The organism is Bradyrhizobium sp. USDA 336, assembly GCF_044908355.1.
Classification (GTDB): Bacteria; Pseudomonadota; Alphaproteobacteria; order Rhizobiales; family Xanthobacteraceae; genus Bradyrhizobium; species Bradyrhizobium yuanmingense.
The window spans coordinates 4,952,778-4,978,160 of the sequence record NZ_JBIYDC010000002.1; the positions used below are offsets into that span (position 1 = coordinate 4,952,778).

Sequence of the window (25,383 nt, forward strand, 5' to 3'; positions counted from 1 at the left end):
GGACACGATAGCCGCGCGAGGTGTAAGGATCCGTTAACGATCGCGGCGCGCGGCGGGAGCCCGTTCAGGCCGGCCGGGCGCGCCGAGCAGCGCCCGCATCACGTCGGGATCGGGCCTGCCGGTTGCGGTGTCGACGAGGCCAAAGCCTTGCGCCAGTTCCCAATGGGCCCAGCCCCAGCAATGCGCGCGGGCATAGTCAGTGACCTCCGCCAGCCAGCGCAACCGGCTCTGCCGGGGGGCGCCGGCTTTCAACACGCCGAACTCATTGACGACGATCGGCCGCGAAAATTGCCGCTGCCATTGAAGCGCGGGCGCGAGCCAGCGATCGGCTCCGGGCTTGTCCCTGGCCGCGGCAATCGCGGTATCGAGCATGGCGAGCGCCTTGACCGCGGCCCTGTCCTGCAAATCCTGCCGAAGCGCCTGAACTTTGGGATCGCCGGCATCGATCGGATAAGGCAGATCCATGATGTCGTGCAGCGGATCGCGCGCGTCCCAATGGCCCTGATGGGTGAACACCATCGGATCGTAGAAATGGATGGCGTAGACGACGTCAGGGTCCGCCAGCGGACGAAACCGCGGCAGCGAGTCCGCGCGCTGCCAGTTGACCGGGCCGACGATGAGCGTGGTGGCGGGCAGCAACCGGCGAACGAAGGCGGCGAGCGCCTCGACCTCCTTTTGCCATCTGTCCGCTTCGGTATCGGGTTCGTTGAGCAGCTCGGCGAAGACTAGATCGGCAGGATAGGATCGAATGACCCCTGCAAGCGCGCGCCAGGCCTCCTGCATCTCGCCCATCGCCGCATCCGGATCATCCTTGTGCAGGCGATTGAAGCGCTCGCCCGGATGAAGGTCGACGGAGCTGGAATAGCCGAGCGAGGTCAGCTGCTTCAATGCGCCGTCAAGCATCCGCAGCGTCGCCTCGCGCTCGTCCTTTGCGGCAAAGCGCGGCATCACGCGCTCCGCCGGCACCGGCAGGCGGACATGGCTCATGCCCGCCTTGCGCAGCTGCTGCAGCAGCGCGCGGCTCGGCGGCGCACCGTTGATCCAGCCGTCGGCGTTGAAGCCGCGCGAGAGCGCGGCAAGCCGCCCGGGCGAAACCGTCGACGGCAGTGGCACGCAATCCTCGGCGAATACCGGACGACCGACCGTGATCGACAACAGCATCGCCGCAGCCAGCAGACGGCAGCGCAACGCTGTCATCGTCACACCGCAAGGCCCAAAGCGCCACCGTCGGGCTGAGACGCCATTGAACCGGCGGGCACGTGATTGACGACGAGGCCGGTCGGCACCGCCGCGTATCTCGCCAGCGCCGCGGTCACTCTGCGCATCGCCGACGAACCAAGCTCGCCGGCGCGCGTCACCAGGACGATCAGGTCCGCGTGGGCAGCCAGCGCAATGGCGTCGGGCTGCAAGGCGAGATTGCCGGCGTGGACGACGATCAGGTCGAACTCCGAGCGGATATCGTCCTCGGGCCGCGCATCGGGCTTCCGGCCGGCACTGAGCAGCTCGTCGATCGACTGAAGTCCCGCCGTGGTCGAGCCGTCCTGCCATTCGGTCACCGGCGGCTGAGTGCCTGCAAATTCCGGCTGGAGCCGGATCAGCACGCTCATCATGCCGCGGTTGACGGCGGCACGATTGAGGGAGCGCGCTACCGTGTTGCCGCCGGCGCTCTTGCCGACCGACAAGACTAGCGCGACCTTGCAGCCGCGCACCGGCACGCGGTCGATGCGTTCGAGCAGCGGCCGTAAGTGGGGGCCGAGATCGAGCTCGGCCGACGCGCTGACCGGTCTTTGCCAGACCGTGTTGAACCCGCCTCCTGGCGCCAGCTCGGGGATGCGGGCCCAGACAGGAAGGCGGGGCATAGCCTCGGCTGGGCGCGCGGCGGCGGCAGGAGGGGAAACTTGCCGGTTGGGCGTCTCCTCCGCTTCGCGTGAGACAGGCGCCTCAACGGATTCGGGTTTGTCGGCGGACAGGCTGGTCGTCACCGCAACGGCGGCGGTTGACGTCAGCAGCGAGCCGATCGCCAGCGCCGCGAGCAGCAAGGCGAGCGGCGGGCGCGTCGAGCGCAACGGCGGAATGGCAATTGAGGCGATCTTGGTCTGGGAGGCCTGCAGCTGACGCTGCTCGTTGGTGGTCTTGAACCGCGACAGGAACTGCTCGTAGATGTTGCGGTTGGCATCGGCGTCGCGCTGCAGCTCCTGCAGCTTCACCAGCGCCTGGCCGTCGCGCAGCATCTTGGTCTCGACCGCCTTGAGCTGCTTTTCCAGCGCGTTCTGCTGCTCGAGCTGGGCCTCGTATTCGGACTTGGCGGTGTCGATGTTCTTCTTCCGCTCGATCTCGATCTGCCGGTTGATGTCGGCCAGCTGGCTGTAGGAGATCGCAAGGTCGGGATGGCGGTCGCCATAGACCGCCTTCTTCTGCGCGATCTGGTCGTTCAGCGCCGAGCGCTGTGCGCGCAGCATGCTGAGGAGATCCTGCTTCACCGGCCCTTCGACATTGGCCTTGACGTCGCGCTGCACCTGCTCGTAGCGCGCCTTGGCCTCCTCGGTGCGGGCGCGGGCGGCGGAGACCTGCTGGGTCAGGTCGGTCACCCGCAATTGCTGCGTGGTGGATTCCTTGCCGGCATTGACGATGTTGTGCTCGAGCCGGAAGGCGGCGACGGCGTCTTCCGACGCGCGCAGGCGCTCGCTCAGCGTCTTCAGCCGGTCCTGGAGCCAGCCGGCCGCCTCGTCCGTCGCCTCGGTGCGGACGCGGCCCTGGCTGACAACGAAGGCCTCGGCGATGGCATTGGCGTAGTAGGCGGCGCGATCCGGCCGGTTGGAGGTGAAGGAAATCGCGATGACGTAGGTCAGCCCGCGCCGGGTGATCTCGAGGCGGTTGCGGAATCGTTCGAGCAGGCGCGTCATGTCGGTATAACCGCCCGCGATGTCCTCGTCGTCCGCGATCTTGAGCTGCTCGATCAGGGGGCGGAGGAAGCCGTCGGATTTGGCGATCTCGATCTGGCTCTGCAGCGCCGCGGCATCCTGGCCGATGCCGGGCAGCACGTCCTGCTCCGAGGTCACGCGCAGCTCGCGCGGATCGAGCACGACCAGGGCCGTCGCGGCATAGCGGACCGGAAGCACCATCAGGGCGACGACGCCGAGGGCGAACAGCGCCAGCGCCAGCGTCAGGATGCGCCGGCCGTTCTCGCGCAGAAAGGACAGCGTACCGGAGACGGTCAGCGATCCCTTGGTCAGTCCCGGCGCGGCGGCGTCAGGCTTCGCCTTCGCAGCGCGCGGCGCTTCCCACGAAGCCGCTTGCTCCGTCGGGGCGATGCTTCGCGGAGATGCGCGGCTACCGAACGCCATGGGTTGGACTCGAAATCAACTGACAGTCATAGCTCAGGGGCTTGCTACACCGTAAATATCCATGGTTAACCGGCGGTTACGGCTGGACTGGGCTGGGATGGTCTTGGGCGGTGAACGATTCGTTAACGAGACGCAGCCAGCCACGCTGCTGTATTTGACGATCGAGATCACTGGAGGCCGGCTTGCTTTGGCGTGACGCTTTCCTGACGGCGCTCGTTGTACTGATGGCGTTGAGCTTTCTGCCATCGCTGCGGAAGTCCCGGCAGACGCCGGTCCCATTCGATCCCGGCCGGCCCTATCGGGCCTATACAAAGGACTTTGACCTCGAGATCAAGGCCGGCGATCTGGATGCGGTCCTGGCCGCGTCGCCCGATCGCCGCTCAGCGGAGCGATTTCCGCAAGTCGACCCCGGACCGCTGTACGACCTCGAAGCGGAGCTTGCGGGACGACGCGCGGACCTTGCCGCCACCCAGCAGCGGGACAGGTCCCCTTCGGATACGATCGTGACACTGCTCATCGACCATTCCGGATCCATGCGCGGACAGCCGATCCTGTTCGCAGCAAGGGCTGCACTGGTCGCCTCGGATTTGCTCGACGGCCTCGGCGTCACCCACGAAGTGCTTGGCTTCACGACGGCACGCTGGAAGGGCGGACAGAGCCGGGAGAAATGGCTGAACGACCGCAAGCCCTCTTATCCCGGCCGCTTGAACGATCTGCTGCATGTCGTCTATTGCAGCCCCGCAGAGAAGCTGAGCGCACGACATTGTGCCGAGATGCTGCGGCGGGATCTCCTCAAGGAGAACATTGATGGCGAGGCCATCGAATGGGCTGCGTCGCGCTTGCGCCAGCGCGACGAAAGACAGAAATGCCTTATCGTCCTGTCCGACGGCGCGCCGGTCGACGATTCCACGTTGCACGAGAATGACGACCTGTATCTGGATCGCCATTTGCGCCGTGTCATCGGCGAGATCGAGCAGGCCGGCGATATCAGGCTCGCCGCAATAGGTATCGGCCATCCGGTCGAGCAGTACTACAAGGAGGGCCTCACGATCAGCTCTCCTGAAGAGCTGGAAAGCACCCTGGTTCAGCTCATCAACCGGCTCTTGCATCCGTCCGCTTAGTTGCATTCAGGCGCGGCGCGCATTAGCGGCGCCTGCCTGCGCTCGCCTCGATGTGCTACCGCTCACAAGCCGATGACATACCCGTCCCGCCTCGGATCGGCGGCACCCGTCATCACGCCGGTTACCGGATCGAGCGCGACGGCCTGCATGCCTCCGCAGAGCATGGTCCAGCCGGTGTCCAAGATCTCGATCTCGTGGCCGCGGCGTTTCAGTTCGGCGATGGTCTCCGGCGCGATGCGGTTCTCTGCCTGAATGAAGCGGCCGTCCCACAGCCGTGAACGCGGCGCCTCGATCGCCTGCTGCAGCGGAAGGCCGAACTCGATGTGCTGCACATAAGCCTGGGCCTGGGTTTGCGGGATGCCGTAGCTGCCGGGCGTCCCCAGCGCGAGCACCGGACGGCTGCCGCGCGTCGCAATCGACGGCGCCATCGTCACCGGCAACGCGTCGCCCGGCTTGGCGAGGTTCGGGCTTCCCGGCTGCACGTCGGCCCAATGCAGATGATTGTTGAGGCAAACGCCGGTCCCCGGCACCACGACGCCGCTGCCGAACGGGCTGCCGAGACTTTGCGTCATGCAGACCAGATTGCCTTCGGCGTCGGCGATCGAGAATGAGGTGGTGTGGCCGGGATCGGCACGATCCTGCGGCGTCCATTGCTCTGTCGGGCCCGTGATCGGCCGGCCGTCGCTCACACGCTGGCGAAGCCGCGCGATTGTCGCGTCGGACATTGCTCCAGCGGCTTGATCCGGTCCCAGATTGCCATGGGCGATGCGCTCGCCGGCGGCGAGACGGATCGCGCGATAGACCGTATCGAGATGATCGGCGCCGTCCTTCTGCAGACGCCCGAGGTCAAAGCCTTCAAGGATCTTGAGGGTGAGGGCGAACTGGAAGCCGCCGCATTGCTGCGCCGGGACGTGAAGCTCGAGCCCCCGATAGGACACGGTCAGGGGATCGAACCAATGCGGCTTGACGGCGATGACATCGTCCAGCGTCAGGCTGCCGCCGAGCGTGGCGAGATAGTCCACGATCCGCCGGCCGAGCTTGCCGCCATACAGATACTCGGGCCCCGATTCGGAAATCTCGGCAAGAGTCTGCGCGAGATCGGGCTGCGCGACGATGCTGCCGAGCTTCACCGGCATTCCATCCGGGAGATAGTTCCTGACCAGGGCGGCGTGCAGCTGCGGCCAGGGTTCGAGCAGCGGCACCTGCTCGTTGATCTCATCAACACCGAAGTCCGAGAGCGCAAAGCCGTCGCGCGCCAGCGTGATCGCCGGCGCAAAGACATCTGGAAGCGATTTGCGTCCATAGCGCGAGAGCAGCTCGCACCAGCCCGCGAGATTGCCGGGCGTCGAGGCCGCCTGCGGACCGCGCTCGAGCTCGAATCTGCTGGTGTATCTGCCGACCGGGAAGCTTGTGGGCATCGGCGGAGCGAAGTCGAGCACGCGAATGCGCTGCTCGCTTGCGACCCAGACCGTGGCCAGTCCGAACCCGGCAAGCCCCGACATGAACGGTTCGACCACATTGAGGGCGGCCGCGGTGGCAACGGCCGCATCGAACGCATTGCCGCCCTGCATCAGGATTCGTGCACCGGCCTGTGCCGCGAGCGGATGCGCGGCGGCGACCATGCCGTGCCGCGAGAACAGCGTCGGACGCCCATATGTCCTGGCGAGTTGCATCCGGAAAAGGCCTTCCGCCGATCAGTGCATCGTCGCAGCCTGGATCGCCTCCGACATGATCTCGAGACCGCGATCGATTTCGGCCTCGGACACTGTGAGCGGCGGCGCGATGCGGAATACGCCGCCCATGCTGGGCAACTTGACGATGTTCATGCTGAGACCGCGACGCATGGTCTCCTCCATGATCCGCGCGCCGAGTTCAAACCCCGGCGTCTTGGACTGCCGGTCGACGACGATTTCGAGACCGAGCAGAAGCCCGCGGCCCCTGACGTCACCGACGCATTCGAACTTTTGCTGCAGCGACAGCAATCCATCCCGGAGCCTGTTGCCCCTGGCGGTTGCCTGCGCCACCAACCCGTCGCGCGCGACAACGTCGAGCACCGTGACGCCGACCGCGGCGGGCAAGGGATCGGAGACATGGGTGGTGTAGAACAGGAAGCCGCGCTCGAACGCGGCCTGCTCGATGGCCTTTGTCGTCATGACCGCGGCGAGCGGCAGGCCGGCACCGAGCGTCTTCGACAGCGTGAGAATATCAGGCACCACGCCGTCACGCTCAAAGGCGAACATGTGCCCGGTGCGGCCGATTCCGGTCTGAGCTTCGTCGAGGATCAGCAGCATGCCGCGCTGCTCGCATTTTTGCTTCAAGGCCGCGAGATAGCCGAGCGGCAGTTCCAGAATGCCGCCGCTGGAGAGGATCGGCTCGGCGATGAAGGCCGCCAGACTACCGGTGGACTGGCTGTCGATCAGTGCGAACGCATCGTCGAGCTCGGTCTGCCAGTCGTTGCTGCCGTCGACGTTCCTGAAGCGCGGCCGATAGGCGTTCGGCGCAGGAATGACGAACGATCCGACCGCGGCCGGCCCATAACCGCGCCGGCCCGCGCTGTAGGTCGCCGACGCCGCCGCGCCGGTCATGCCGTGCCAGCTTTGCGCGAAGGCGACGATTTCGTGCCTGCCGGTGACGAGCTTGGCCATCCGGATCGCCGCTTCATTGGCTTCCGCGCCTGTCGTCAGCAGCTGCACGCGGTCGAGACCGGGCGCAAGCGCAGCGAGCCGCTCGGCCAGCGTCACCACCGGACGCGAGAGCATGCCGCTGAAGAGATGAGCGACCGCACCCATTTGCCGTGCAACCGTGGCGACGATGTCGGGGTGCGTGTGCCCCAGCACGGCACTCATCTGACCCGAGGTGAAATCGAGGATGGCGCGTCCATCGGCGTCGTACACGAAGCTGCCGGCCGCCCGCTCGATAATGACGGGTTCGAAACTCGGGCCGTAGCGGGTCAGATGCGTGTTGGCGGACGCCCAGAAATCGGTATCGGCGTTCAAGGTCATGACAAGCCACCTGCGCTTGGGACTTCTGACCTCTAGTCAAAAATTTGACTTCAAGCTAATTGATATAATTCAATCTAGATATCAATCTTCTTGATGTCGATGCTGGATCTCACCCTTCTGAAGAATTTCGTCGTCGTGGCCCGCACGGGCTCGATCAGCCTGGCGGCCTTGCAGATTGGCCGGACACAGTCCGCGCTCAGCATGCAGATGCAACGGCTGGAAGAGACGATCACGCAGTCGCTGTTTCACCGCAGCGGATCCGGCATGAGGCTGACCACGGCCGGCGAGAAACTGCTCGTCCACGCCGAGACGCTGCTGGCGCAGCACGACGAGATTCTGGCCGACATGAGCGGTGGGGGCCTCAAGGGGACGCTGAGCCTCGGCTGCCCGGAGGACTATTCGATCGCTTTCCTGCCGGCGCTGCTGAAGGGGTTCTGCGCGCTGCATCCCAATGTCGAGCTGCGCATGGTCTGCGCACCGACCTCCGAGCTGCGCCCAATGCTGGCGCGGCGCCAGATCGACATGGCGCTGGTCTCGCTGTCCGATGCCGGAGCGCGCGAGGTGATCCGCGAGGAGCGCTTCGTCTGGGTCGCGAACGAGGCCGAACCGAAAATACTGACGCAGGATGTGCTGCCGCTGGCGCTGGCGGCGCCGATGAGCCTGGACTACCGCGCCGCCTGCGCCGCGATGGACGCGGTCAATCGGCGCTACAGGGTCGCTTACGCGAGCAACAGTCTCGCCGGCCTGATCGCGATCGCGCGGTCCGGTCATGCGATCAGCGTCCTGACGCGAACCGCCGTCCCGTTCGATCTTCACGTCGTGTCGGCCGGACTGCCCCTGCTTCCGACCATCGGCATCGCGCTCGAATTCTCGGAGGCGAGGCCCTCGCTGCTGGCGACGACGCTGGCCGAGCACGTCCGCACCGTGTTGCCCGGACTGAAGACCAAGGCGGAGATCGATTAGTGAACTGTCGCACCTCGATGTGCGCGTCCTTGACCGGCTTGCGCCAGCGATCCCTCCTGCCCAACATAGCGATCGAGCTGTTCCGGCGCCGCGTCGTGGCCGTGACATGAGGACGCTGGAACGGGAAGCGCCGCATTGCGTTCGGCAGCGAGGAGAATCCTGCCATGCCGACCAAGCCGACCATCGCCCGCATCTGGCGCGGCCGTACCCGCCGCGACCTCGCCGACGCCTACCAGGCCTATCTGCAAGCCGAGGGCATCCCGCCGCTGCGAAAGACCGCGCTCGGTGTGCAGCAATTGCGCGAGGACCGCGACAAGGAGACGTGGTTCACCACCATCTCCTACTGGGCCGACATCGCGGCCATGACCGCTTTCACCAAGGGCGAGCCGACCAAGGTCCATCATCTCGCGCGCGACGCGGAGTTCCTGATCGAGCTGCCGGAGCGCATCGAGATCCACCGCATCCTGATCGACGAGCAGGGCCGGCGGTGAAAAGCCTCGTAGCCGTAGCAGCTGGAGCCGTATCGCCCGCGGAGAATCAACTGCTCGCGGCTGTGCGGTTTCGCCGCAATGGTACCGCAGGAATGAATCACTATAGTCGGAATGTCATGGCATATGTCGTCGACATAGACGCGCGCACCGCGCGTTTCAGTCTTCACGCCGGCCGCCTCCAAGCAGGCGGTTAGCCGGACGGCGCTGTGCGCCGTCCGGGCTCTTTTCCAGCTTTCGTGACCTCCGTCTGAGAGGTCGTATTGAAGCAGAAGGAGTGTGCCGTGCTGCCTCTTCCAAGAATCAAGCTCATCGCATCGGACTATCCACGGCTTGAACAGCTTGCCTGCCGCGCCTCCCAAAGGGGCGATCTCGACGGGATCTTCCTGCTCAGTGAGATCAACCGCGCCGAGATCGTGCCGGACACATGGGACGATCTCAATTCGCGGGTGACCGTGGGATCATGGGTCACATTCTGCACGAATTGGGGCGTTCCGCGCCGCACTGTGCACCTCGTGTGGCCCGAGGAGTGTTGGTCGGATCCCGCTCGCATTTCGGTGCTGACACCTTTGGGAGCCGCTTTGATCGGCCTGCAGGTCGGCGATCAGATGCCGTACGTGGTCGCGGGCTGTCTGAACGTCGTCAGGGTTCAGAGCGTCAGCCAATCGAGCCCGAACGTCGTCCCTCTCGTCCGATCAAGTCGGCGCAAAGGGCCGTGCGATGACGACCCGGGACCAAGCGCAGCCTAGGAGGATAAAATGCAGAAATTCGAAGCCGAGATCCGAAGAGAACAGTCAGCGCTGCCGCCGATCAAGATCGCAGACGAGGAATCGCGGCGTCTTAACTCGCTTGCGAATTCGACTATGGACCTGTTTCCCCGCGTCGCCCAGTTTCTGGCCCGGGAGCTGGAACGCGCAACGATCGCGCAAGAGAGCGATTTGAGCGGCGTGGTTCGGATGGGCTCCAGAGTGATCTATCGCGATGACGGGACGGGCTCCAGTCGGGAGATCGTGCTGGTTTATCCGCACGAGGCGAACATCGAGCTCAACCAGATTTCGATCCTGACGCCCGTTGGAGCCGCCCTGATCGGTCTCTCGGTGGGACAGCGGATCGAGTTCGAGACGCCCGACAAGCGGACGAGAGGGCTCACCGTTCTCGCCGTCTCCTGACAAAGGAAACGGCAATCCGACCGAGCATAGGCCTGCTCCTTGCAGGAACGCGCCCGCGGGCGCGTTCCGTGCGCGCTCAGCGGCCACGCAAAGGTCAGTGTGGTGACAGAAACGCCTGCGCGCTTTTCGCAATTGCCCCCTCGTCGGGCACGACAATGGGAACAGCCATGAAGAACATGAGTGCCGGCCAGGTCGCGCTGTTGGTCGCTCTCGGAGCCATGTTGATCCTCACGGGCATTTGGGGATTCTCGGTCTGGGGAGCCAGCGCCGGGGTCGAGATGGACAAGCATGGCTGGATCGCGCTTGGCCTTGGCGCCTTCTTTTCCCTGCTCGTCGGCTGCGGGCTGATGGCGCTAATGTTCTTCAGCAGCCGCAGCGGTCACGACGATGTCGCCGATCCCTTCCGCCGGCGGGATAGCGAGGACAGATAGTAACGAAGCGCCTGCGCGAGCGACGGGCACGGCAGTAGCGACGCTCCGCACGCACCGTTACGAACATTTCATTTTCTGCGACCCTCTGACGCTCGCCACCCGCTGGAGGAACGGAGCGCGCAACCGGCCGTTGCTCTCGCATCCTCACCAACAGGGAGCCCGACATGACGATGCGTCGAACTTTCGTTGCCCTCGCGGCCGCTGGAGCGATGCTCTCGATGGCTTCACCCGTGCTCGCGGCACCTCTGCCGATCGCAAATCCCGCCCCCGATTCCGGCGTGGAACAGGTGCAGTACCGGCACTGGCATGGACATGGTCATCGGTATGGCCACAGGCACCATCACCGCCATTACGGCACGGGCGCAGCCGTCCTCGGCGGCCTCGCAGCGGGCGCGATCATCGGCGGCGCCATCGCCAACAGCCAGGCTCAATCCAATGCCGCCTCCTATTGTGCGCAGCGCTATCGCTCCTACGATCCCGCCTCTGGGACCTATCTGGGCCGCGATGGTCTGCGCCCACTCCTGCCCATGACCCATGCATAAGCCTGCGGCAGCCTCCGCGTTCGGTGCGAGGCTGCCGACGCTCGACATGCGCTCCGCAAGCCGCGCGTGTGCCTTGATTCGGCGCTCCACCGCGTTATACGTTCCCGCCATGATGTTCATCTCCACATTCTTCCCGCTGATCTGAACGGCAGAACGTCGTTCCGGCGCTCCTGCGCCACTCAGATCAAACGGCTTCGCGCGCTGCGGCAGCCGAACGGAGAGATGTGCAATGCCCAAGACCGAACAGGTTGACCTGACGCCAAGTCAGGTCCAGACCTTCATCGACGATGGTTTCGTCAAACTCGAGAATGCCTTCAGCGCCGACCTTGCCAAGCAATGCAGGGACGAGCTGTGGGCGGATATCGGCCTGTCGCGGGGGGAGCCCGAACATTGGACCCTGCCCGTTGTCCGCGTCGGCGCCAAAGCGACGCCCCCCTTCATTGAAGCCGCGAACACGCCGCGTCTGCACAAGGCCTATGATCAGCTCGCCGGCGAAGGGCGTTGGCTTGCGCCCAGGGGCCTCGGAACCTTTGCGATCCGCTTCCCGTCATCGCAATCGCCAGGCGACGATGGCTGGCATGTGGACATGAGCTTTGGCACCGCTCATGCCGACTTCATGGAATGGCGTGCCAATGTGAAGAGCAGCGGCCGGGCGCTGCTGATGCTCTTCCTGTTCTCGGACGTCGGAAACGACGATGCGCCCACGCGAATCCGGAAAGGCTCGCATGCGGCCATCGCGCGGGAGCTACTGCCCCATGGCGAGGCGGGCGCAACGCTCCGGCAACTTGCTGCCGGCGACTGGGCGTCGACCAGGGACTGCGAGGTTGAACTTGCGACCGGCAAGCCAGGCACCGTCTATCTGTGCCACCCGTTCCTGGTTCATGCCGCGCAACCCCACCGCGGGAAACAGCCGCGCTTCATGGCACAGCCTCCGCTGCTGCCGAAGCGCGAGTTCGATCCGGCGCTGCCACCTTCGCCGGTTCAGATCGCGATCCGGCGGGCTTGCGGGCTGACGGTGTAGGGGGATGGCATCCGGGGCCGCTGGGCGGTCCCGGATGTTGCTGGATTCGAGGCTATTGCACCTCGATATTCGCCTCCTTGACCAGCTTGCGCCAGCGTTCTTCCTCCTGCCGAACGTAGCGGTCGAGCTCTTCGGGCGCGCTGCCGACCATGATCAGGCCCTCGTTGGTCGACAGCTGCTTGAAGGCACCGGACTGAACGGCCTTCGCGATCGCCCGGGTAAGGCGCGCAATCACCGGAGCGGGCGTCTTGGCCGGCGCGTACAATCCGTACCAGGACTCGGCGGCGTAGCCGGGCAATCCGGCCTCGGAAACGGTTGGCAGTTGCGGGAACGCGGCCGAACGCTCGGCCGAGGTGACGGCCAAGGCCCTGAGCTGACCCGCCGCCACCAGCGATGCTGCACTCGCCACGGTGGTGAACATCACGTCGATCTGTCCCCCTAGGAGATCGCTGATCGCAGGCGCCGCCCCCTTGTAGGGGACCGCCGTCATCTTGACGTTCGCCATGGCATTGAACAGCTCGCCGGCGAGATGGGCCGAGGTGCCGATGCCGAACGTGCCGAAATTGAGCTTGCCCGGCTTGGCCTTGGCTTCGGCGATCAGATCGGAGATCGAGTTGATCTTGGATGCGGGGTTGACCACGACGACATTGAAGGACCGCGCGATCAGCGAGACCGCCGCGAAATCCTTGTGCGGATCGAACGGCAGCTTGTTGTAGAGGCTCGGGTTGACCGCGTGCGCGAAGGTCGCCAGCAGCAGCGAATAGCCGTCAGGCTCGCTCGTCGCCACCGTCTGGGTGCCGACGATGGTTCCGGCGCCCGGCTTGTTCTCGATGATGACGGGCTTGCCGAGGTCCGTCTGGATCTCCTGGGCGGTCGTCCGCGCAACGATGTCGGTCCCGCCGCCGGCGGCGAAAGGCACCACGATCTTGATGATCTTCTCGGGATACTCAGCCCGGGCCGGCGCAACGCTCGATTCCGCCAGCACCAGCAGCGCCGACGAGACGAGAATGGCGGAGCGCAGCCAGCTACTTCCTGCAGCGCGGTCGCGACTGATGATCTTGCCGATTGCCATGCGGACCTCCCATCCGGTTTTGTCGAGTTATTCAACGAGGTTTGTCGTGTTCGACGAACGCAGCTACGCGCCTTTCTGCAGGTTCTTGGCGGTGCGGCGGCTTCACTTGCTTGCGTTGAGAACAGCCAGCCCGTCGGCCGCCTTCACGCCCTGGCCGGCCGGCAGCACGAAGACCGGGTTGATCTCGGCCTCGACGAGCCGGTCTCCGAGCTGCGCGACCATCTGCGAGAAAGCGACGATCGCTGCTGCGAGCGCTTCGACATCGCATTTCGGTCGGCCCCGAAAACCGTCCAGCAACGGCCATGTGACGAGATCGCGCGCCATCGCGCGCGCCTCGGCGAGGCCGAGACCGCCGTTCGGCGGCAGCAGGCGCATCGTCGTGTCCTTGAACAGCTCGGCGGCGACGCCGCCCATGCCGAGAAGGATGGCGACGCCCAAGGGATCACGGTACATCCCGAGAATGATTTCGACGCCGCTTGAAATCATCTCCTGAACCAGGAATTGCTCGGGTCGCTTCCCGGTCCCTGCCTCGACTTCGTCGGCCATCGCCGTGAGCCGGCCGCCAATGCTCTCGGCTGTCAGGTTGACCGCGACGCCGCCGACGTCGCTCTTGTGTGCGATCTCGCGTGAGAGAATCTTGAGCACGACTCTGCCGCCGAAGTCTCGCGCAGCCCGTTCCGCCTCTCCAGCCGTTGCGACCACTTGCTCTGCCACGATCGGAATACCAAAGCGGGCGAACAAGGTTTTGGCCTGTGCTTCGTCCAGCGATCCGGCCGGGAGATCGGCGATTTCGACAACCGTCGCAGCCGAGCCGGACGTCTGGACCTGCTCCGGCATTCCGGCCTGCAACAAGCCGTCGAGCGCAGCGGCGCAGCTTTCGGCAGAGGTGTAGGCGGGAACGCCTCGCTGCGTGAGGACGGAGACCGCGTCGGGCGCGTGAGGGCTCACATAGGCAATGACGGGCTTGTCGCTGAGCGGCAGGCAATCGTGGATGGCGTCGGCCATCAGCGCCGGCGATCCCACGGCTGACGAGCCAGCGATGACGACCAGCGCATCATAGGACGGGCTTGCGAGCAGGATGCGGATTGCGGCGCGCAGCAGATCCGGCTGCAGGCCGGCCAGCGTTACGTCGATCGGGTTGCGATCGAGCATGGCGTGCGATCCCGACTGCAGAGCTCGGAGTTGCGCGGCAGTATCCGGGCCGGGAGCGGGCGTTGCGAAGCTTGCGACGCCCAGACTGTCGGACACGATAGTGCCGGCGCCGCCGGTCGAGGTGAGGATCGCCACGCGCCGGCCGGAGAGCTTCCGTCCTGCGGCAAGCGCTGCCGGAATGTCGAGCAGGTCTTCGAAGGTTTTCGCGCGGATCACGCCGAGCTGCCTGAACAAGGCGTCGTACATGCGGTCGGAGCCTGCGAGCGCGCCCGTGTGCGAGATTGCCGCCTTTGCGCCCGCTTCCGATCGCCCGATCTTGAAGGCGACGATTGGCTTGCCGGCATCTCGCGCCTTGAGCACCGCTTCGCGGAAGCGGGCCGGGTTGCGGATCGCCTCGATATAGAGCGCGATGACTTTGGTCGCATTGTCGTCGGCGAGAAAGTCGATGAAATCGGCGAGATCGAGATCGGCTTCGTTGCTGGTCGACACCAGCTTCGACAGCCCGACCCCGCGCGCCGCGGCGCGCGACAAGATGGCGCCGAGAATACCTCCGCTCTGCGAGACCAGTCCGACCGGACCTGCCGGGAAATGGTCCATGGCCAGCGCGCCGGAGGCGGACAGCACGATGTTGTCGGTGAGATTGACGAGGCCGATCGTGTTCGGCCCGAGCAGGCGCATGGATCCGGCGGCTTGCATCAGCTGCTGCTGGCGCGCGGCGCCTTCGGCGCCGATTTCGGTGAAGCCGCTGGCGAGAACGATGGCCGCGGCAACACCGCGCGCGGACAATTCGCGCACCGCGACGTGGGCCCATTCGGCGCCGAGCAGGACAAGGCCGACGTCGGGCACATCAGGTAGCGAGGCGATGTCGGGGTAGCAGGCGAGACCGCCGATTTCCTTGACCTTGGGATTGACGGGATAGATCGCACCCGCGAAGCCGTGTTTCCGAAGATAGGAGACCGGTCGCCCCGAGGTCTTGCTCGGGTCCGCCGATGCACCGATCACGGCGATGCTGCGCGGCCGGATCAGGCGTTCGATCGCGTTCATCGCTCAACCCTTCGCCGAGGATTGCGCGAGGAACGCCGCCACGGCCTCGCGATGCTCCGCGCTGGTGTAGCAGATGGCCTGCGCCTGGCTGCCGAGATTGAAGATGTCGTGCGCGGAATGCTCGAACGTCTCGTTCAGGATCTTCTTGCCGAGCGCGAGCGCCGTGGCGGACCCGTGAGCCAGTTCCGCCGCCCAGGCCTGTGCGGCCGACAGCAGCTCGGTCGCAGTCACCTTGCGATCGACGATGCCGAGCGCGAGCGCTTCGTCGGCCTCGACGACGCGGCCGGTGAAGATCAGCTCTTTGGCCCTGGCAAGCCCGACCCTACGCGGCAGGAAATACAGGCCGCCACCGTCGGGAATCAAGCCGCGCTTGATGTAGGACCAGGTGAATTTCGATCGTTCCGTGCCCATGACGAAGTCGCAGGCGAGCGCGATGTCGGCACCGAGGCCCGCCGCGGCGCCGTTGACGGCGGCGATCGTCGGCTTCGGCAGGCCCAGCAGCAGCGATTGCACGTGATGCACGCCCTGCTGGCGGCTCCATCCGTTGAATGCGACTTCGCCCTGCGGCGCCTCGAGCCGGCGCTTCATGCCGCTGATGTCGCCGCCGGCGCAGAACGCGTTGCCGCGCCCGGTCAGCACCAGCGCCTTGATTGCCTTGTCGCGGGACACGGTTTCGAGCGCGCCTGAGAACTCGCCGCGCATCTCGTCGCTCATGGCATTGCGCCGGTCCGGCCGGTTGAATGCGATCGTCGCAATTCCGGCCTCGACGGAAAATTCGATGAGCTGATCGGACATGGCAACCTCCCTGAAGTCGGATCCATCGGCGTGCGATGAATGATCGGCGCGAGCTCCGCGACTGCGTTTCCTCATCGCGCCGTGCGCAGCCGGCGTTGTTCTTGCCGCTGCCTATAGCGGCTTGCAGCCGGCCGGACATCCCCTTAATTCCACTGAGTGGAAACGGCGGGGAGATCAAAGATGGCACGGGCGCGCAGATATGCGGGCGGGATCGATGGCAACCGCTCGCTCGAGCGGGGCATCGAGATCCTCCGGGCATTCCGCCCCGGCGTCGATACGCTCGGCAACGGCGAGATCGCAGAGCGAACAGGCTTGCCGCGATCGACGGTCAGCCGGCTGACCCGGACGCTGGTCAATTCCGGGATGCTCGACGAAGTCCGCAGCGAGCGGGCCTACCGCCTTGCCGCATCGGTCATCAGCATCGGTCACGCCATGCGGACGGGATCGCCCGTGCTCAACGCGATCGGTCCGATGATGCGCGCGGAATCGGCTAGGCGGCGGCTAAATGTCGGGCTCGCGACTGCCGATAGGACCATGATGGTTTATCTGGAATCGATCCGCTACAGCCCTCGCGCGGCGCTGCGCAACGTGGTCGCCGGCCAGCAGGTGCCGATGGAGCTGACGTCGCTGGGTCGCGCCTATCTCGCCGGCACTACAGAGACCGAGCGCGAACGATTGCTGAAGCAGTTCAAGCGGCGCAGCGCGGCTGCAACCAGGGCGCTGCTGGCGGAGGTCAGGCAATCGATCAGCTCGGTCGAGCACGACGGCTATTGCGCGGTGTCGTGGCAGCCCGCCGTTCTCGCCGTCGCAACGCCCATCGTGCTGGAGGGCCTTCCGGTCTACGCGCTCAACATGAGCCTGCAGAATGTCGAGCGCTCCGACGCGCTGACGACCGAGCTCGGCGGATATCTCAATGCGTTCGCGGCCAAGTGCAAGGAGGTGCTGGCGGGGCGGTGAAGCCGAGCGGCGAGGCGCAGCCGCTTGCCCGTCAGCTGGAGGAAGAGGTCACGTCCCCTTACAGTTTCCCATACACCCGCGCGGCCACCGCCTTCAGGCGCTCGACCGAGGCGGACTCCGGATGCGGCTTGACCGGGGCGAACAGGATCGAGGCCTGCCGGCCGTTCTTCCAGACGTGGATGTTGACGGCGTTGCCGTTGCCCTTGGTACAGGAATGCTCGCCGAAGGCTTCGCGGCCGAGCTCGGGGATCGCCACGTGCGTGCAGGGGCCTGCGCGCTTCATCATGCCGAGGGCGGTATCGCGCGAGGTCGTGATCACCGCGACGGTCATGGTGTTGGCCTCACGATCGAACATCATGCAGCTGCCTGCTCCGGTCCGCTGCACCGTCAGCGTGCTGTTGTCGAGAAAGCCGTCGGCATCGGCGGCCGTGAGCCACTCGCAATTGCCGAACCGCTCGCTGCTCCTGCTCACATTGCCGACGGCAACGCGCGCGGCTTCGGCGATCGGCGCGAGCAGCGCATCATCGGCACGCCGGCCGATCGGATAGACGCTGATCTGCAGGATGTAATCGCCGGACAGGGCGACGACCGAGGCCTCCTGGCGCTCCGCGCCCGCCGCGCTCGTTCCACCCTGGCCCTCGTCGCCGGCTCCGGACACTGCGCTCAGCGGCATGCGTTCGCCAAGCGTCTTGACGAAGGTCGCGTACAATTCCCTGGCGCGGTCCTTGTCGGGATTGCGGAACACCGAGAGCATCATCGTGTCGCCGCGCCCGGCCTGGTAGATGCAGCCGCGGCCGTCCTGGTTCGAAATCAGCGACCATTTCAGCGCCGGCATCGCCCGGGCGAGCTCCTGGGCGCTGATGAACGGGCAGGTTTCGGCCGCGCGCGCGGGAAGCACCGGGGCGGATGCGATGGCAAGGAATAAAACGAGCCGGGAGAATAGATGATCGATCGTGCGCATCGGGCAAACTTAGCGGCGCGCCCGACGAGATGAAACTGAGAACTGCTATCTCATTGAATTTTAGCTACAGGAAATCCTATTACGCAGCCCCCGGTGCCTTCGCCACCGTCAGGTCCTTCAGGAACTGCTCCATGAGCGGCTTGTTGCCAAACCGGCGATAAGAGCGCTCTGCCTCCAACGAAAATGTCGGTTGGGCCCCTACCAAGCTTGCCATCGTCAGCTGCGCCGCTTCTATATCACCGCGCCGCCCTTGCAGCGCAGCCTGGATGAGCAGGCAGTTGGCATCGCGCGGCGCCCTTACAAGGCATTCGGAGATCACGGTAGCCGCCTCATCGCGACGATCAGCGGCGTAAAGAGCCTGGCCATGCACATAGGCGTAATATTCCGGCGCCATGGGATGAAGGCGACGCGCCCGCTCGGCATTGGCAACGGCGTCCGCGTAGTCCCCGAAACGGACTTGTGCTTTTGCCAATGCCATCATGCTGTCCGGGTCATTGGGATTCAGTTCGACGGCGCGCTTGGCGGCCTGCAAGCCGCCCGCATAATCGCCCTGCACCGCCAGCCCGAAGCTGATCACCTGATAGCCGAGCGAGAGATTGGGATCGAGGCGCACAGCCTGGCGCGCTTCGCTAAGACCTAGTTCCAGCTCATGCGCTGTCGCCCGACCACTCGACCTCTTGGCCACATCCGCGATGTAAGTGAGGGCCAAGCCCGCACGGGCGGTGGCATAGGCCGGGTCCATTTCCAGCGCGCGCTGATATAGGCCGCGTGCCTCCATAAGTGCTTCCGCATCCTGGACGCCATGCCGGTATCGATGACGGGCCCGCAGGAGAAGATCGTAAGCCTGAAGGTTGTCGGTCGGACGTTGCGCGGCAGCGATGGCTTCATTTCGGCCGATATACGGCGCGAGCTGGGCGACGATTTCCGTGGTCAGCTCGCTTTGTACGGTGAAGACGTCGGCAACCTGCCTGTCGAAGCTGCGCGACCAAAGGTGCGCGCCCGATTTCACGTCGATCAGCTGCGCCGAGACGCGCAGCCGGTCGCCCTCGCGGCGCGCGCTGCCTTCCACCACGTAGGAAACGCCCAGCTTTGCCCCGAGCTTGCGCATATCGCTGTCTTGCCCGCGCACAGCATAGGTGGAGTCGCGCGCGATGATCTGAAGCTCGGAATTCCTTGCAAGCGCGGTGGTCACATCCTCGGTCAGCCCGTCTGCAAAGTACGATTGGTCCCCGCCCATGGTCGCAAAGGGCATGACCGCAACTGACGGGCGCGGGTCGGCGCGGGTCTGGTCGAAAGATAGCGCGGCCGGGAGCCGGCTGACCATCGCCGCCAGGGAAAGTGGTTGGATTTGGGTGCCGATGAGGACAAGGGCTACGGCGGCGACGCCATATGACCAGCGCGCAGCGGTACCGCGTAGAACGCGCGGGACCTTTCGCCAGCGATACCATGATGATTGCGCGCGCCGGACCCGGTAGACATTAAGACGCTCGGGAATGTTTTTGGCACGCCTGCGGCCCACACGCGCGAACACGTCGCCGCGATTGCGGTCTGCGGCCATGACGACAGCGCCGCTAACAAAGATGCTACCGGGATCGGCCATCGTCTCAAGCCGTGTGGCGACATTAACGCCGTCGCCGTACATGTCGCCATTGTCCTCGATGACATCACCGAGGTTGATGCCTATGCGCAGCTCAAACGGGGCGTTGTCGAACCCTTGCTGGATGGCAGTGCCCGCATCAACGGCTTCGTTGACGCTGGGAAACATCGCCAGAAACCCGTCCCCGGTCTTCTTGAAGATGCGTCCACCATGCTGCGCGACTGTGGGCTCGATCAGATTGTCGAAGACCGTGCGCAGCTCTTTATAGGTGGAGGCCTCGTTTTCGGCCATCATCAGGCTGTAGCTGACGATGTCGGCGGCCATGATCGCGGCGAGCTTGCGTTCCATCAACAGTTTCCCTGTACAGGGGCCAGGCACAACTGGCATTGCGGACATTCTACGCCAGCTTGAAATTAAACCTTCCAACCCGCATGCGGTTATCAACACAGCTCATATATTCGTGAGTAATGAGATCCGTCCGGCGGCGCGCAAGCAGCACCACTCTGCTCATATGGCTGATCCTGAGTTGCCCTGCGGGTTCCCATATGGCGACGGTGAGGCCGGCGCTGGGGTCAGCGGGCCGTCGTCACCGCCCCTGATATTCGGCCCAGCAATCCGTCGTTTCATAGACGCGGACCGCCCACAGCAGTGGCAGGCTGGGCTTCAAGCGGTCCCAGATCCAGACCGCGATGTTCTCGGCGGTCGGATTCGCGAGGCCGTCGACCTCGTTCAGGCACTGGTGGTCCAGCGCCGCCATGATGCCGGCGAAGCTTGCTTCGATATCGAAGAAATCAGCGACGAAGCCGGTGTGCGGGTCGACCTGCCCATCCAGCTGGACCTCGACCCGATAGGAATGACCGTGCAGCCGGCTGCACCGGTGAGTCTCGGGCACGTTTGGCAGCCGATGCGCCGCCTCGAACTTGAACGCCTGCGATATCCTCATCCAGCTCCCCACACGGCATGGCCATCCGGTCTCGGGCCGGTCTGGCGACCAGATGCTGTCCTGTCCTGACCTTTCGGCAAAGAATGGCGCGCCCGGAACGATTCGAACGTCCGACCCTCAGATTCGTAGTCTGATGCTCTATCCAGCTGAGCTACGGGCGCGTGTTTCGCAAACAGCGCGGGCAGGGCCCGCAGGCAGCCCCCGGCGGAGCCGGAGGGGGTGCGAAAGAGCGCTCTGACTAGCCGCTCTTGTCCCGATTGGCAAGGTCCGGGAGGGGGAGTTTTTGCAGGTAGATGACGGTTTCGGTGTCATTCCGGGATGCCCGAAGGGGCAGGCCCGGAATCCATAACCCCGACTGGTGGTTATGGATTCCGGGCTCGCGCTACACGCGCCCCGGAATGACGAGAGGTGGGTAGGCGAGGTCCTCGGAAACAAATACCGCACGCTCGGCCGCTGGCCGACTTACGCTCTCTGGCGCTCGTTGCGGATGGAGAGCAGTTCCACGGGACGGTCGGGGATGACTATGCGGAAAGTGGCGCCGATGGTGCCTTCGACCAGGTGGATCTCGCCGCCATGAGCGCGGACCAGCTCGGCGGCGATGGCGAGGCCAAGGCCGCTGCCGCCGGGGCGGCCCGAGGTCTGGAAGGCCTCGAACAGGCGCTCCCGGGTCTTCGGGGGGACGCCGGGGCCGGTGTCGGAGACCTCGAGAATGGCGACGGCGCCTTCGCGCTTCCCGGTGATCCGGATCTGCTGCACGCGCCCCTCACCCGCCGCATGGCTTTCGAGCGCCTGGGCGGCGTTGCGGACGAGGTTGAGCAAGACCCGGAACAGCTGGTCAGGGTCGGCATCGACCGTGAGCCCGCGCTCGATCGCAGCGACCCAGGCGATCGAGGCCTCGTTGGCGAGTCCCGCGGTCTCCCGCACCTCCATCACCACAGGCTCGATCAGGATCATGCGGCGGTCGGGCGCGGCCTCCTGGGCGCGGCCGTAGGACAATGTCGACTGGCAGAAGGCGATGGCGCGCTCGAGCGAGCGGACGAGCTTGGGCGCAAAGCGCTGCACGCGCGGATCCGGCACGCTGGCGAGCTGATCCGACAGCAGCTGGGCCGAGGCGAGCAGATTGCGCAGATCGTGGTTGATCTTGGAGACGGCAAGACCGAGGGCGGCAAGCCGGCTCTTCTGATTCAGCATCGACATCAGGTCGCGCTGCATGTCGGACAATTCGCGCTCGGCGACCCCGATCTCGTCGCTGCGCTGGCTCGGCACGATGATGCCGGCCGAGCTCTCGGGATTCTCGTGGAAGCCGACCAGGCTCGCGGTCAGCCGCCGCATCGGCCGTACGAAGAGATAATGGAGCGCGAGATAGACGAGGCCCGCGGTCAGCACCGCGATGATCAGCGCGACCACGACGAGGTTGCGGGAGAAGCGGTACATCTGCTTCCGCAGCGGCAGCTCATCGGTGACGATCTCGATGAACTGTGCATTGCCGACCCCGGGGCCGACGATGCGGATCGCCTGGTTGCCGGTCTCCAGCATCATCCGGAACGAGCCGGTGATCGCCTCCCAGGCCGTCATGTCGCGCAGGTCGATGTCGTGCTCGATGGCGGCGGGAATGTTGTCGCTGGCGAGCAGCCGGCGCTGCTGGCCCATCTTGATGGCGACGGCACGGGCATTGATGCTCTTCAGGATCTGCCGCGACAGCGAATCGGGGACCATGCCGAGCGGCGCCGCATCCAGCACCAGCGCCGCGGTGTTGGCCGCCGCGACGCGGTCGTTCAGCCGATTGACCCAGAAATTCGCGATGGCGGGCACGTAGAGCAGCACCGCGGCGATCATCACCAAGGGAATGGTGAGCAGCAGCAGCTTGCCGGACAACCCGAGCCCGCGCGAGCCGCGGGGCCGCGTCGCCGGCTGGTCTGGCTGATCCAGATCCTGGATCGGCTGGCGATCTGTGGCTGGCACGAAACTCGCCCCTGTTGGCCTTGGCTGATGGAGGATGCGACCCGACCGATGTCCGGTCAAATTACGGATCGCTAATCTGCCGAGGTGTGATGTAAGCGCTGATAGCGCGAGTCGCCACCTCAAGGGTTAAAAACGCCGCGCAAACAGCGATATTCACCACAATCGCGCGCTTGTGCGGCGTTGACGAAGACAAGGCGCTCCCTTATAAGCCGCGCGAATTGTCCGCGATGACCCGGTGCGACACCGGGAGCGGCTCTCTTGGGGCCGAAAAAGGGCCCGTTTTGGGCCGCATCTTCCGGACTTTACCATCAATTCTACAGGCAAATTGCCCGGTCAGCGGAGAAAAACCCGTGAAGCGGACTTATCAACCCAGCAAACTGGTGCGCAAGCGCCGTCACGGCTTCCGCGCCCGTCTCGCCACTGCCGGCGGCCGCAAGGTTCTCGCCGCCCGCCGCGCCCGCGGCCGCAAGCGTCTGAGCGCCTGAGCCGGACCCCCTTTTTGGGATTTCATCATGGATCGGCTGAGGCAGCGGGCGGATTTCCTCGCCGTTGCCAATGGCACGCGGGTGAATAGTCCCGCGTTCGTCCTACAAAGCCGCCGCCGCGATGATTCCGGCCCTGTCAGGATCGGCTTCACCGTCACCAAGAAGAACGGCAACGCCCCCGAGCGCAATCGCATCCGGCGCCGGTTGCGCGAACTGGTGAAGCGGCTCGATCCGATATCGATGCAGCCCCACCATGATTATGTCCTGGTTGGACGAAAGGACGCGCTCTCGCGCGACTTCGCCACCATGCTCGACGATCTGCGCATAGCGTTCACGAAGCCCGCGCGGCATACGGCCAAAGCGCGCGGCCACAGGCCGGGTCACGCCGCAGCGACCAGCCGCAAACCGGATTGATGACGAGACAATCGAGATGACCGACAATCGTAATACCATCCTCGCCGTCATTCTGTCCGGCCTGGTGCTGATCGCCTGGCAGTATTTCTACAATGTGCCGCAGATGGAGAAGCAGCGCGCCCAGCAGCAGGCGCAGTCCGAGCTCCAGAAGGGCAGCACGCCGCAGCCGGGCGCGTCCCCGACGCCGGGCAGCGCACCGCAGCCCGGCGCGGCCCAGCCGTCGACGCCGGCCGCGAGCCCGCCCCAAGCGGTCGTTTCGCGCGAGACTGCCATTGCAGCGAGCCCGCGCGTCAAGATCGAGACGCCGCGGATCGCCGGCAGCATCTCGCTGAAGGGCGGCCGCATCGACGACATCGCGCTGGTGCAATATCGCGAGACGGTCGATCCGAAATCGCCCCCGATCGTCCTCTATTCGCCGTCGGGCACGGCGGAGCCCTATTACGCCGAGTTCGGCTGGGTTGCAGCGACGGGCGTGACGGCAAAGATGCCGGATGCCCAGACCGTCTGGCAGCAGGAGGGCAGCGGCAGCCTGACGCCGTCGACGCCCGTGGTGCTGAAATGGGACAATGGCGACGGCCTGACCTTCCGCCGCACCATCGCGGTCGACGATCATTATCTCTTCACCATCAAGGACGAGGTGAGCAATGTCGGCAACGCGCCCGTCACGCTCTATCCGTTCGCGCTGATCTCGCGCCACGGCGCGCCGCATGTCTCCGGCTACTATATCCTGCATGAGGGCCTGATCGGCTATCTCGGCGAACACAGGCTGCAGGAATATGCCTACAGCAAGATCGACGAAGCCAAGCAGGTGAACTTCAAGGCCACCAATGGCTGGCTCGGCATCACCGACAAATACTGGGCCTCCGCGCTGCTGCCGGATACCAACGCCCAGCTCCAGGCACGTTTCTCGTCGAACCCGGTCGGCAAGGTCCATACCTACCAGACCGACTATCTGCTCGACCCCGTCACCGTCGCGATCGGCGGCACCGCGACGGCCAACGCGCGGCTGTTCGCAGGCGCCAAGGAAGCCGGCGTGGTCGGCATCAACTTCCCGCTCGCAGGCCTCGGCGGCTACAACAAGGCGCTCGGCCTCAACCAGTTCGACCTGCTGATCGACTGGGGCTGGTTCTACTTCCTCACCAAGCCGATGTTCCTCGGCCTCGACTTCTTCTTCCGCTTCTTCGGCAATTTCGGCGTCTCGATCCTGCTGGTGACGGTGATCGTGAAGCTGTTGTTCTTCCCGCTGGCGAACAAGTCCTACGCCTCGATGGCGAAGATGAAGTCGATCCAGCCGCAGCTTTTGGCGCTGAAGGAACGCTATCCCGACGACAAGGTGAAGCAGCAGCAGGAGATGATGGAGATCTACCGCAAGGAGAAGATCAATCCGGTCGCCGGCTGTCTTCCCGTGCTGATCCAGATCCCGGTATTCTTCGCGCTCTACAAGGTGCTGTTCGTCACCATCGAGATGCGGCACGCGCCGTTCTTCGGCTGGATCAGGGACCTCTCGGCGCCGGATCCGACCAATCTGTTCAACCTGTTCGGGCTGATCCCGTTCGATCCGACCACGATTCCGGTGTTCGGCTATTACCTCGCGCTCGGCGTCTGGCCGATCATCATGGGCATCACGATGTGGTTCCAGATGAAGCTGAACCCGACGCCGCCGGATCCGACGCAGCAGATCATCTTCAACTGGATGCCGCTGATCTTCACCTTCATGCTGGCGGGCTTCCCGGCAGGTCTCGTGATCTACTGGGCCTGGAACAACCTGCTCTCGGTGCTCCAGCAGAGCTACATCATGCGTCGCAACGGCGTGAAGGTGGAGTTACTCGACAATCTCAAGGCGACGTTCGCGAGGAAGGCGACGTAAGCGTCGTCATTGCGCGCGCAAGTGCCTCCACGTTGTCATGCCCGGGCTCGTCC

At 65.0% G+C, this 25,383-nt stretch carries 23 protein-coding genes and 1 tRNA gene; 12 read left to right on the forward strand and 12 right to left on the reverse strand.

What is annotated here, in order from left to right; translation table 11 throughout:
* Positions 1 to 33: 33 nt before the first annotated feature.
* Both ABIA45_RS24250 and ABIA45_RS24255 read right to left on the reverse strand, forming a co-directional pair.
* The gene (locus ABIA45_RS24250; protein WP_404653950.1) at positions 34 to 1,197 is read right to left on the reverse strand and encodes a glycoside hydrolase family 5 protein; all 1,164 of its coding nucleotides are present in this window, start codon (positions 1,195 to 1,197) and stop codon (positions 34 to 36) included.
* A 2-nt stretch (positions 1,198 to 1,199) separates the two neighbouring features.
* Positions 1,200 to 3,344, reverse strand: a complete 2,145-nt coding sequence (locus ABIA45_RS24255) for a GumC family protein (RefSeq protein WP_404653952.1) — start codon at positions 3,342 to 3,344, stop codon at positions 1,200 to 1,202.
* A gap of 182 nt (positions 3,345 to 3,526) precedes the next feature.
* On the opposite strand from ABIA45_RS24255, the gene ABIA45_RS24260 reads away from it, so the two are divergent.
* The gene (locus ABIA45_RS24260; RefSeq protein ID WP_404653954.1) at positions 3,527 to 4,465 is read left to right on the forward strand and encodes a cobalamin biosynthesis protein CobT; all 939 of its coding nucleotides are present in this window, start codon (positions 3,527 to 3,529) and stop codon (positions 4,463 to 4,465) included.
* Between the two features lie 62 nt (positions 4,466 to 4,527).
* Here ABIA45_RS24260 and ABIA45_RS24265 read toward each other — a convergent pair whose 3' ends face one another.
* Both ABIA45_RS24265 and ABIA45_RS24270 read right to left on the reverse strand, forming a co-directional pair.
* On the reverse strand, positions 4,528 to 6,138 hold the full coding sequence (locus tag ABIA45_RS24265; RefSeq protein WP_271539431.1) for a gamma-glutamyltransferase family protein: 1,611 nt from the start codon (positions 6,136 to 6,138) through the stop codon (positions 4,528 to 4,530).
* A 21-nt stretch (positions 6,139 to 6,159) separates the two neighbouring features.
* Positions 6,160 to 7,467: an aspartate aminotransferase family protein gene (locus tag ABIA45_RS24270; RefSeq protein WP_404544291.1), complete on the reverse strand. Its 1,308-nt coding sequence runs from the start codon at positions 7,465 to 7,467 to the stop codon at positions 6,160 to 6,162.
* A 99-nt stretch (positions 7,468 to 7,566) separates the two neighbouring features.
* On the opposite strand from ABIA45_RS24270, the gene ABIA45_RS24275 reads away from it, so the two are divergent.
* The 7 genes from ABIA45_RS24275 to ABIA45_RS24305 all read left to right on the forward strand — a co-directional run bounded on the left by ABIA45_RS24275 (position 7,567) and on the right by ABIA45_RS24305 (position 12,081).
* On the forward strand, positions 7,567 to 8,430 hold the full coding sequence (locus ABIA45_RS24275) for a LysR family transcriptional regulator (protein WP_404653957.1): 864 nt from the start codon (positions 7,567 to 7,569) through the stop codon (positions 8,428 to 8,430).
* A 164-nt stretch (positions 8,431 to 8,594) separates the two neighbouring features.
* Positions 8,595 to 8,921, forward strand: coding sequence for a hypothetical protein (locus ABIA45_RS24280; protein ID WP_404653959.1), 327 nt, complete (start codon positions 8,595 to 8,597; stop codon positions 8,919 to 8,921).
* A gap of 260 nt (positions 8,922 to 9,181) precedes the next feature.
* Complete coding sequence (locus ABIA45_RS24285) at positions 9,182 to 9,667, forward strand: GreA/GreB family elongation factor (protein ID WP_271539437.1); 486 nt, start codon at positions 9,182 to 9,184, stop codon at positions 9,665 to 9,667.
* 9 nt (positions 9,668 to 9,676) lie between these two features.
* Entirely contained in the window at positions 9,677 to 10,087 is a 411-nt protein-coding gene (gene rnk, locus ABIA45_RS24290; protein WP_404653961.1) for a nucleoside diphosphate kinase regulator, read from the forward strand.
* A 167-nt stretch (positions 10,088 to 10,254) separates the two neighbouring features.
* Positions 10,255 to 10,518 (forward strand): hypothetical protein, encoded by a 264-nt coding sequence (locus tag ABIA45_RS24295; protein ID WP_128264973.1) that lies wholly within the window; start codon positions 10,255 to 10,257, stop codon positions 10,516 to 10,518.
* 164 nt (positions 10,519 to 10,682) lie between these two features.
* The gene (locus ABIA45_RS24300) at positions 10,683 to 11,060 is read left to right on the forward strand and encodes a BA14K family protein (protein WP_404653963.1); all 378 of its coding nucleotides are present in this window, start codon (positions 10,683 to 10,685) and stop codon (positions 11,058 to 11,060) included.
* 229 nt (positions 11,061 to 11,289) lie between these two features.
* Positions 11,290 to 12,081, forward strand: a complete 792-nt coding sequence (locus ABIA45_RS24305; protein WP_404653965.1) for a phytanoyl-CoA dioxygenase family protein — start codon at positions 11,290 to 11,292, stop codon at positions 12,079 to 12,081.
* 52 nt (positions 12,082 to 12,133) lie between these two features.
* Here the strand turns inward: ABIA45_RS24305 and ABIA45_RS24310 are convergent, their stop codons facing one another.
* From ABIA45_RS24310 to ABIA45_RS24320, 3 genes are all read right to left on the reverse strand, one after another.
* Positions 12,134 to 13,153, reverse strand: coding sequence for a tripartite tricarboxylate transporter substrate binding protein (locus tag ABIA45_RS24310; protein ID WP_404653967.1), 1,020 nt, complete (start codon positions 13,151 to 13,153; stop codon positions 12,134 to 12,136).
* A gap of 102 nt (positions 13,154 to 13,255) precedes the next feature.
* Positions 13,256 to 15,349 carry an acetate--CoA ligase family protein gene (locus ABIA45_RS24315; RefSeq protein WP_404653969.1) on the reverse strand — a complete coding sequence of 698 codons (2,094 nt, stop codon included), beginning with the start codon at positions 15,347 to 15,349 and terminating at the stop codon, positions 13,256 to 13,258.
* Between the two features lie 3 nt (positions 15,350 to 15,352).
* Complete coding sequence (locus ABIA45_RS24320; RefSeq protein ID WP_404653971.1) at positions 15,353 to 16,144, reverse strand: enoyl-CoA hydratase/isomerase family protein; 792 nt, start codon at positions 16,142 to 16,144, stop codon at positions 15,353 to 15,355.
* Between the two features lie 180 nt (positions 16,145 to 16,324).
* Here ABIA45_RS24320 and ABIA45_RS24325 point away from each other — a divergent pair, with 180 nt between their 5' ends.
* The gene (locus ABIA45_RS24325) at positions 16,325 to 17,101 is read left to right on the forward strand and encodes an IclR family transcriptional regulator (protein ID WP_404653973.1); all 777 of its coding nucleotides are present in this window, start codon (positions 16,325 to 16,327) and stop codon (positions 17,099 to 17,101) included.
* A gap of 58 nt (positions 17,102 to 17,159) precedes the next feature.
* Here ABIA45_RS24325 and ABIA45_RS24330 read toward each other — a convergent pair whose 3' ends face one another.
* From ABIA45_RS24330 to ABIA45_RS24350, 5 genes are all read right to left on the reverse strand, one after another.
* Complete coding sequence (locus ABIA45_RS24330) at positions 17,160 to 18,062, reverse strand: hypothetical protein (RefSeq protein WP_271539453.1); 903 nt, start codon at positions 18,060 to 18,062, stop codon at positions 17,160 to 17,162.
* 79 nt (positions 18,063 to 18,141) lie between these two features.
* Positions 18,142 to 20,007, reverse strand: coding sequence for a tetratricopeptide repeat protein (locus ABIA45_RS24335; RefSeq protein ID WP_271539455.1), 1,866 nt, complete (start codon positions 20,005 to 20,007; stop codon positions 18,142 to 18,144).
* 238 nt (positions 20,008 to 20,245) lie between these two features.
* Positions 20,246 to 20,602, reverse strand: a complete 357-nt coding sequence (gene queD / locus ABIA45_RS24340; protein WP_404544310.1) for a 6-carboxytetrahydropterin synthase QueD — start codon at positions 20,600 to 20,602, stop codon at positions 20,246 to 20,248.
* 84 nt (positions 20,603 to 20,686) lie between these two features.
* Positions 20,687 to 20,763 (reverse strand) — tRNA-Arg (locus ABIA45_RS24345).
* A gap of 301 nt (positions 20,764 to 21,064) precedes the next feature.
* On the reverse strand, positions 21,065 to 22,564 hold the full coding sequence (locus ABIA45_RS24350; protein WP_275498345.1) for a HAMP domain-containing sensor histidine kinase: 1,500 nt from the start codon (positions 22,562 to 22,564) through the stop codon (positions 21,065 to 21,067).
* A 350-nt stretch (positions 22,565 to 22,914) separates the two neighbouring features.
* On the opposite strand from ABIA45_RS24350, the gene rpmH reads away from it, so the two are divergent.
* Genes rpmH through yidC form a run of 3 tightly spaced genes read left to right on the forward strand, consistent with a single transcriptional unit; the run spans position 22,915 to position 25,330 of the window.
* Positions 22,915 to 23,049, forward strand: coding sequence for a 50S ribosomal protein L34 (gene rpmH, locus ABIA45_RS24355; protein WP_008542748.1), 135 nt, complete (start codon positions 22,915 to 22,917; stop codon positions 23,047 to 23,049).
* Positions 23,050 to 23,076: 27 nt separating this feature from the next.
* A complete protein-coding gene (gene rnpA, locus ABIA45_RS24360) occupies positions 23,077 to 23,463 on the forward strand; it encodes a ribonuclease P protein component (RefSeq protein WP_404653976.1) in 387 nt (128 codons plus the stop codon).
* Positions 23,464 to 23,479: 16 nt separating this feature from the next.
* Positions 23,480 to 25,330 carry a membrane protein insertase YidC gene (gene yidC, locus ABIA45_RS24365; RefSeq protein WP_404653978.1) on the forward strand — a complete coding sequence of 617 codons (1,851 nt, stop codon included), beginning with the start codon at positions 23,480 to 23,482 and terminating at the stop codon, positions 25,328 to 25,330.
* The last annotated feature ends 53 nt before the right edge of the window (positions 25,331 to 25,383 follow it).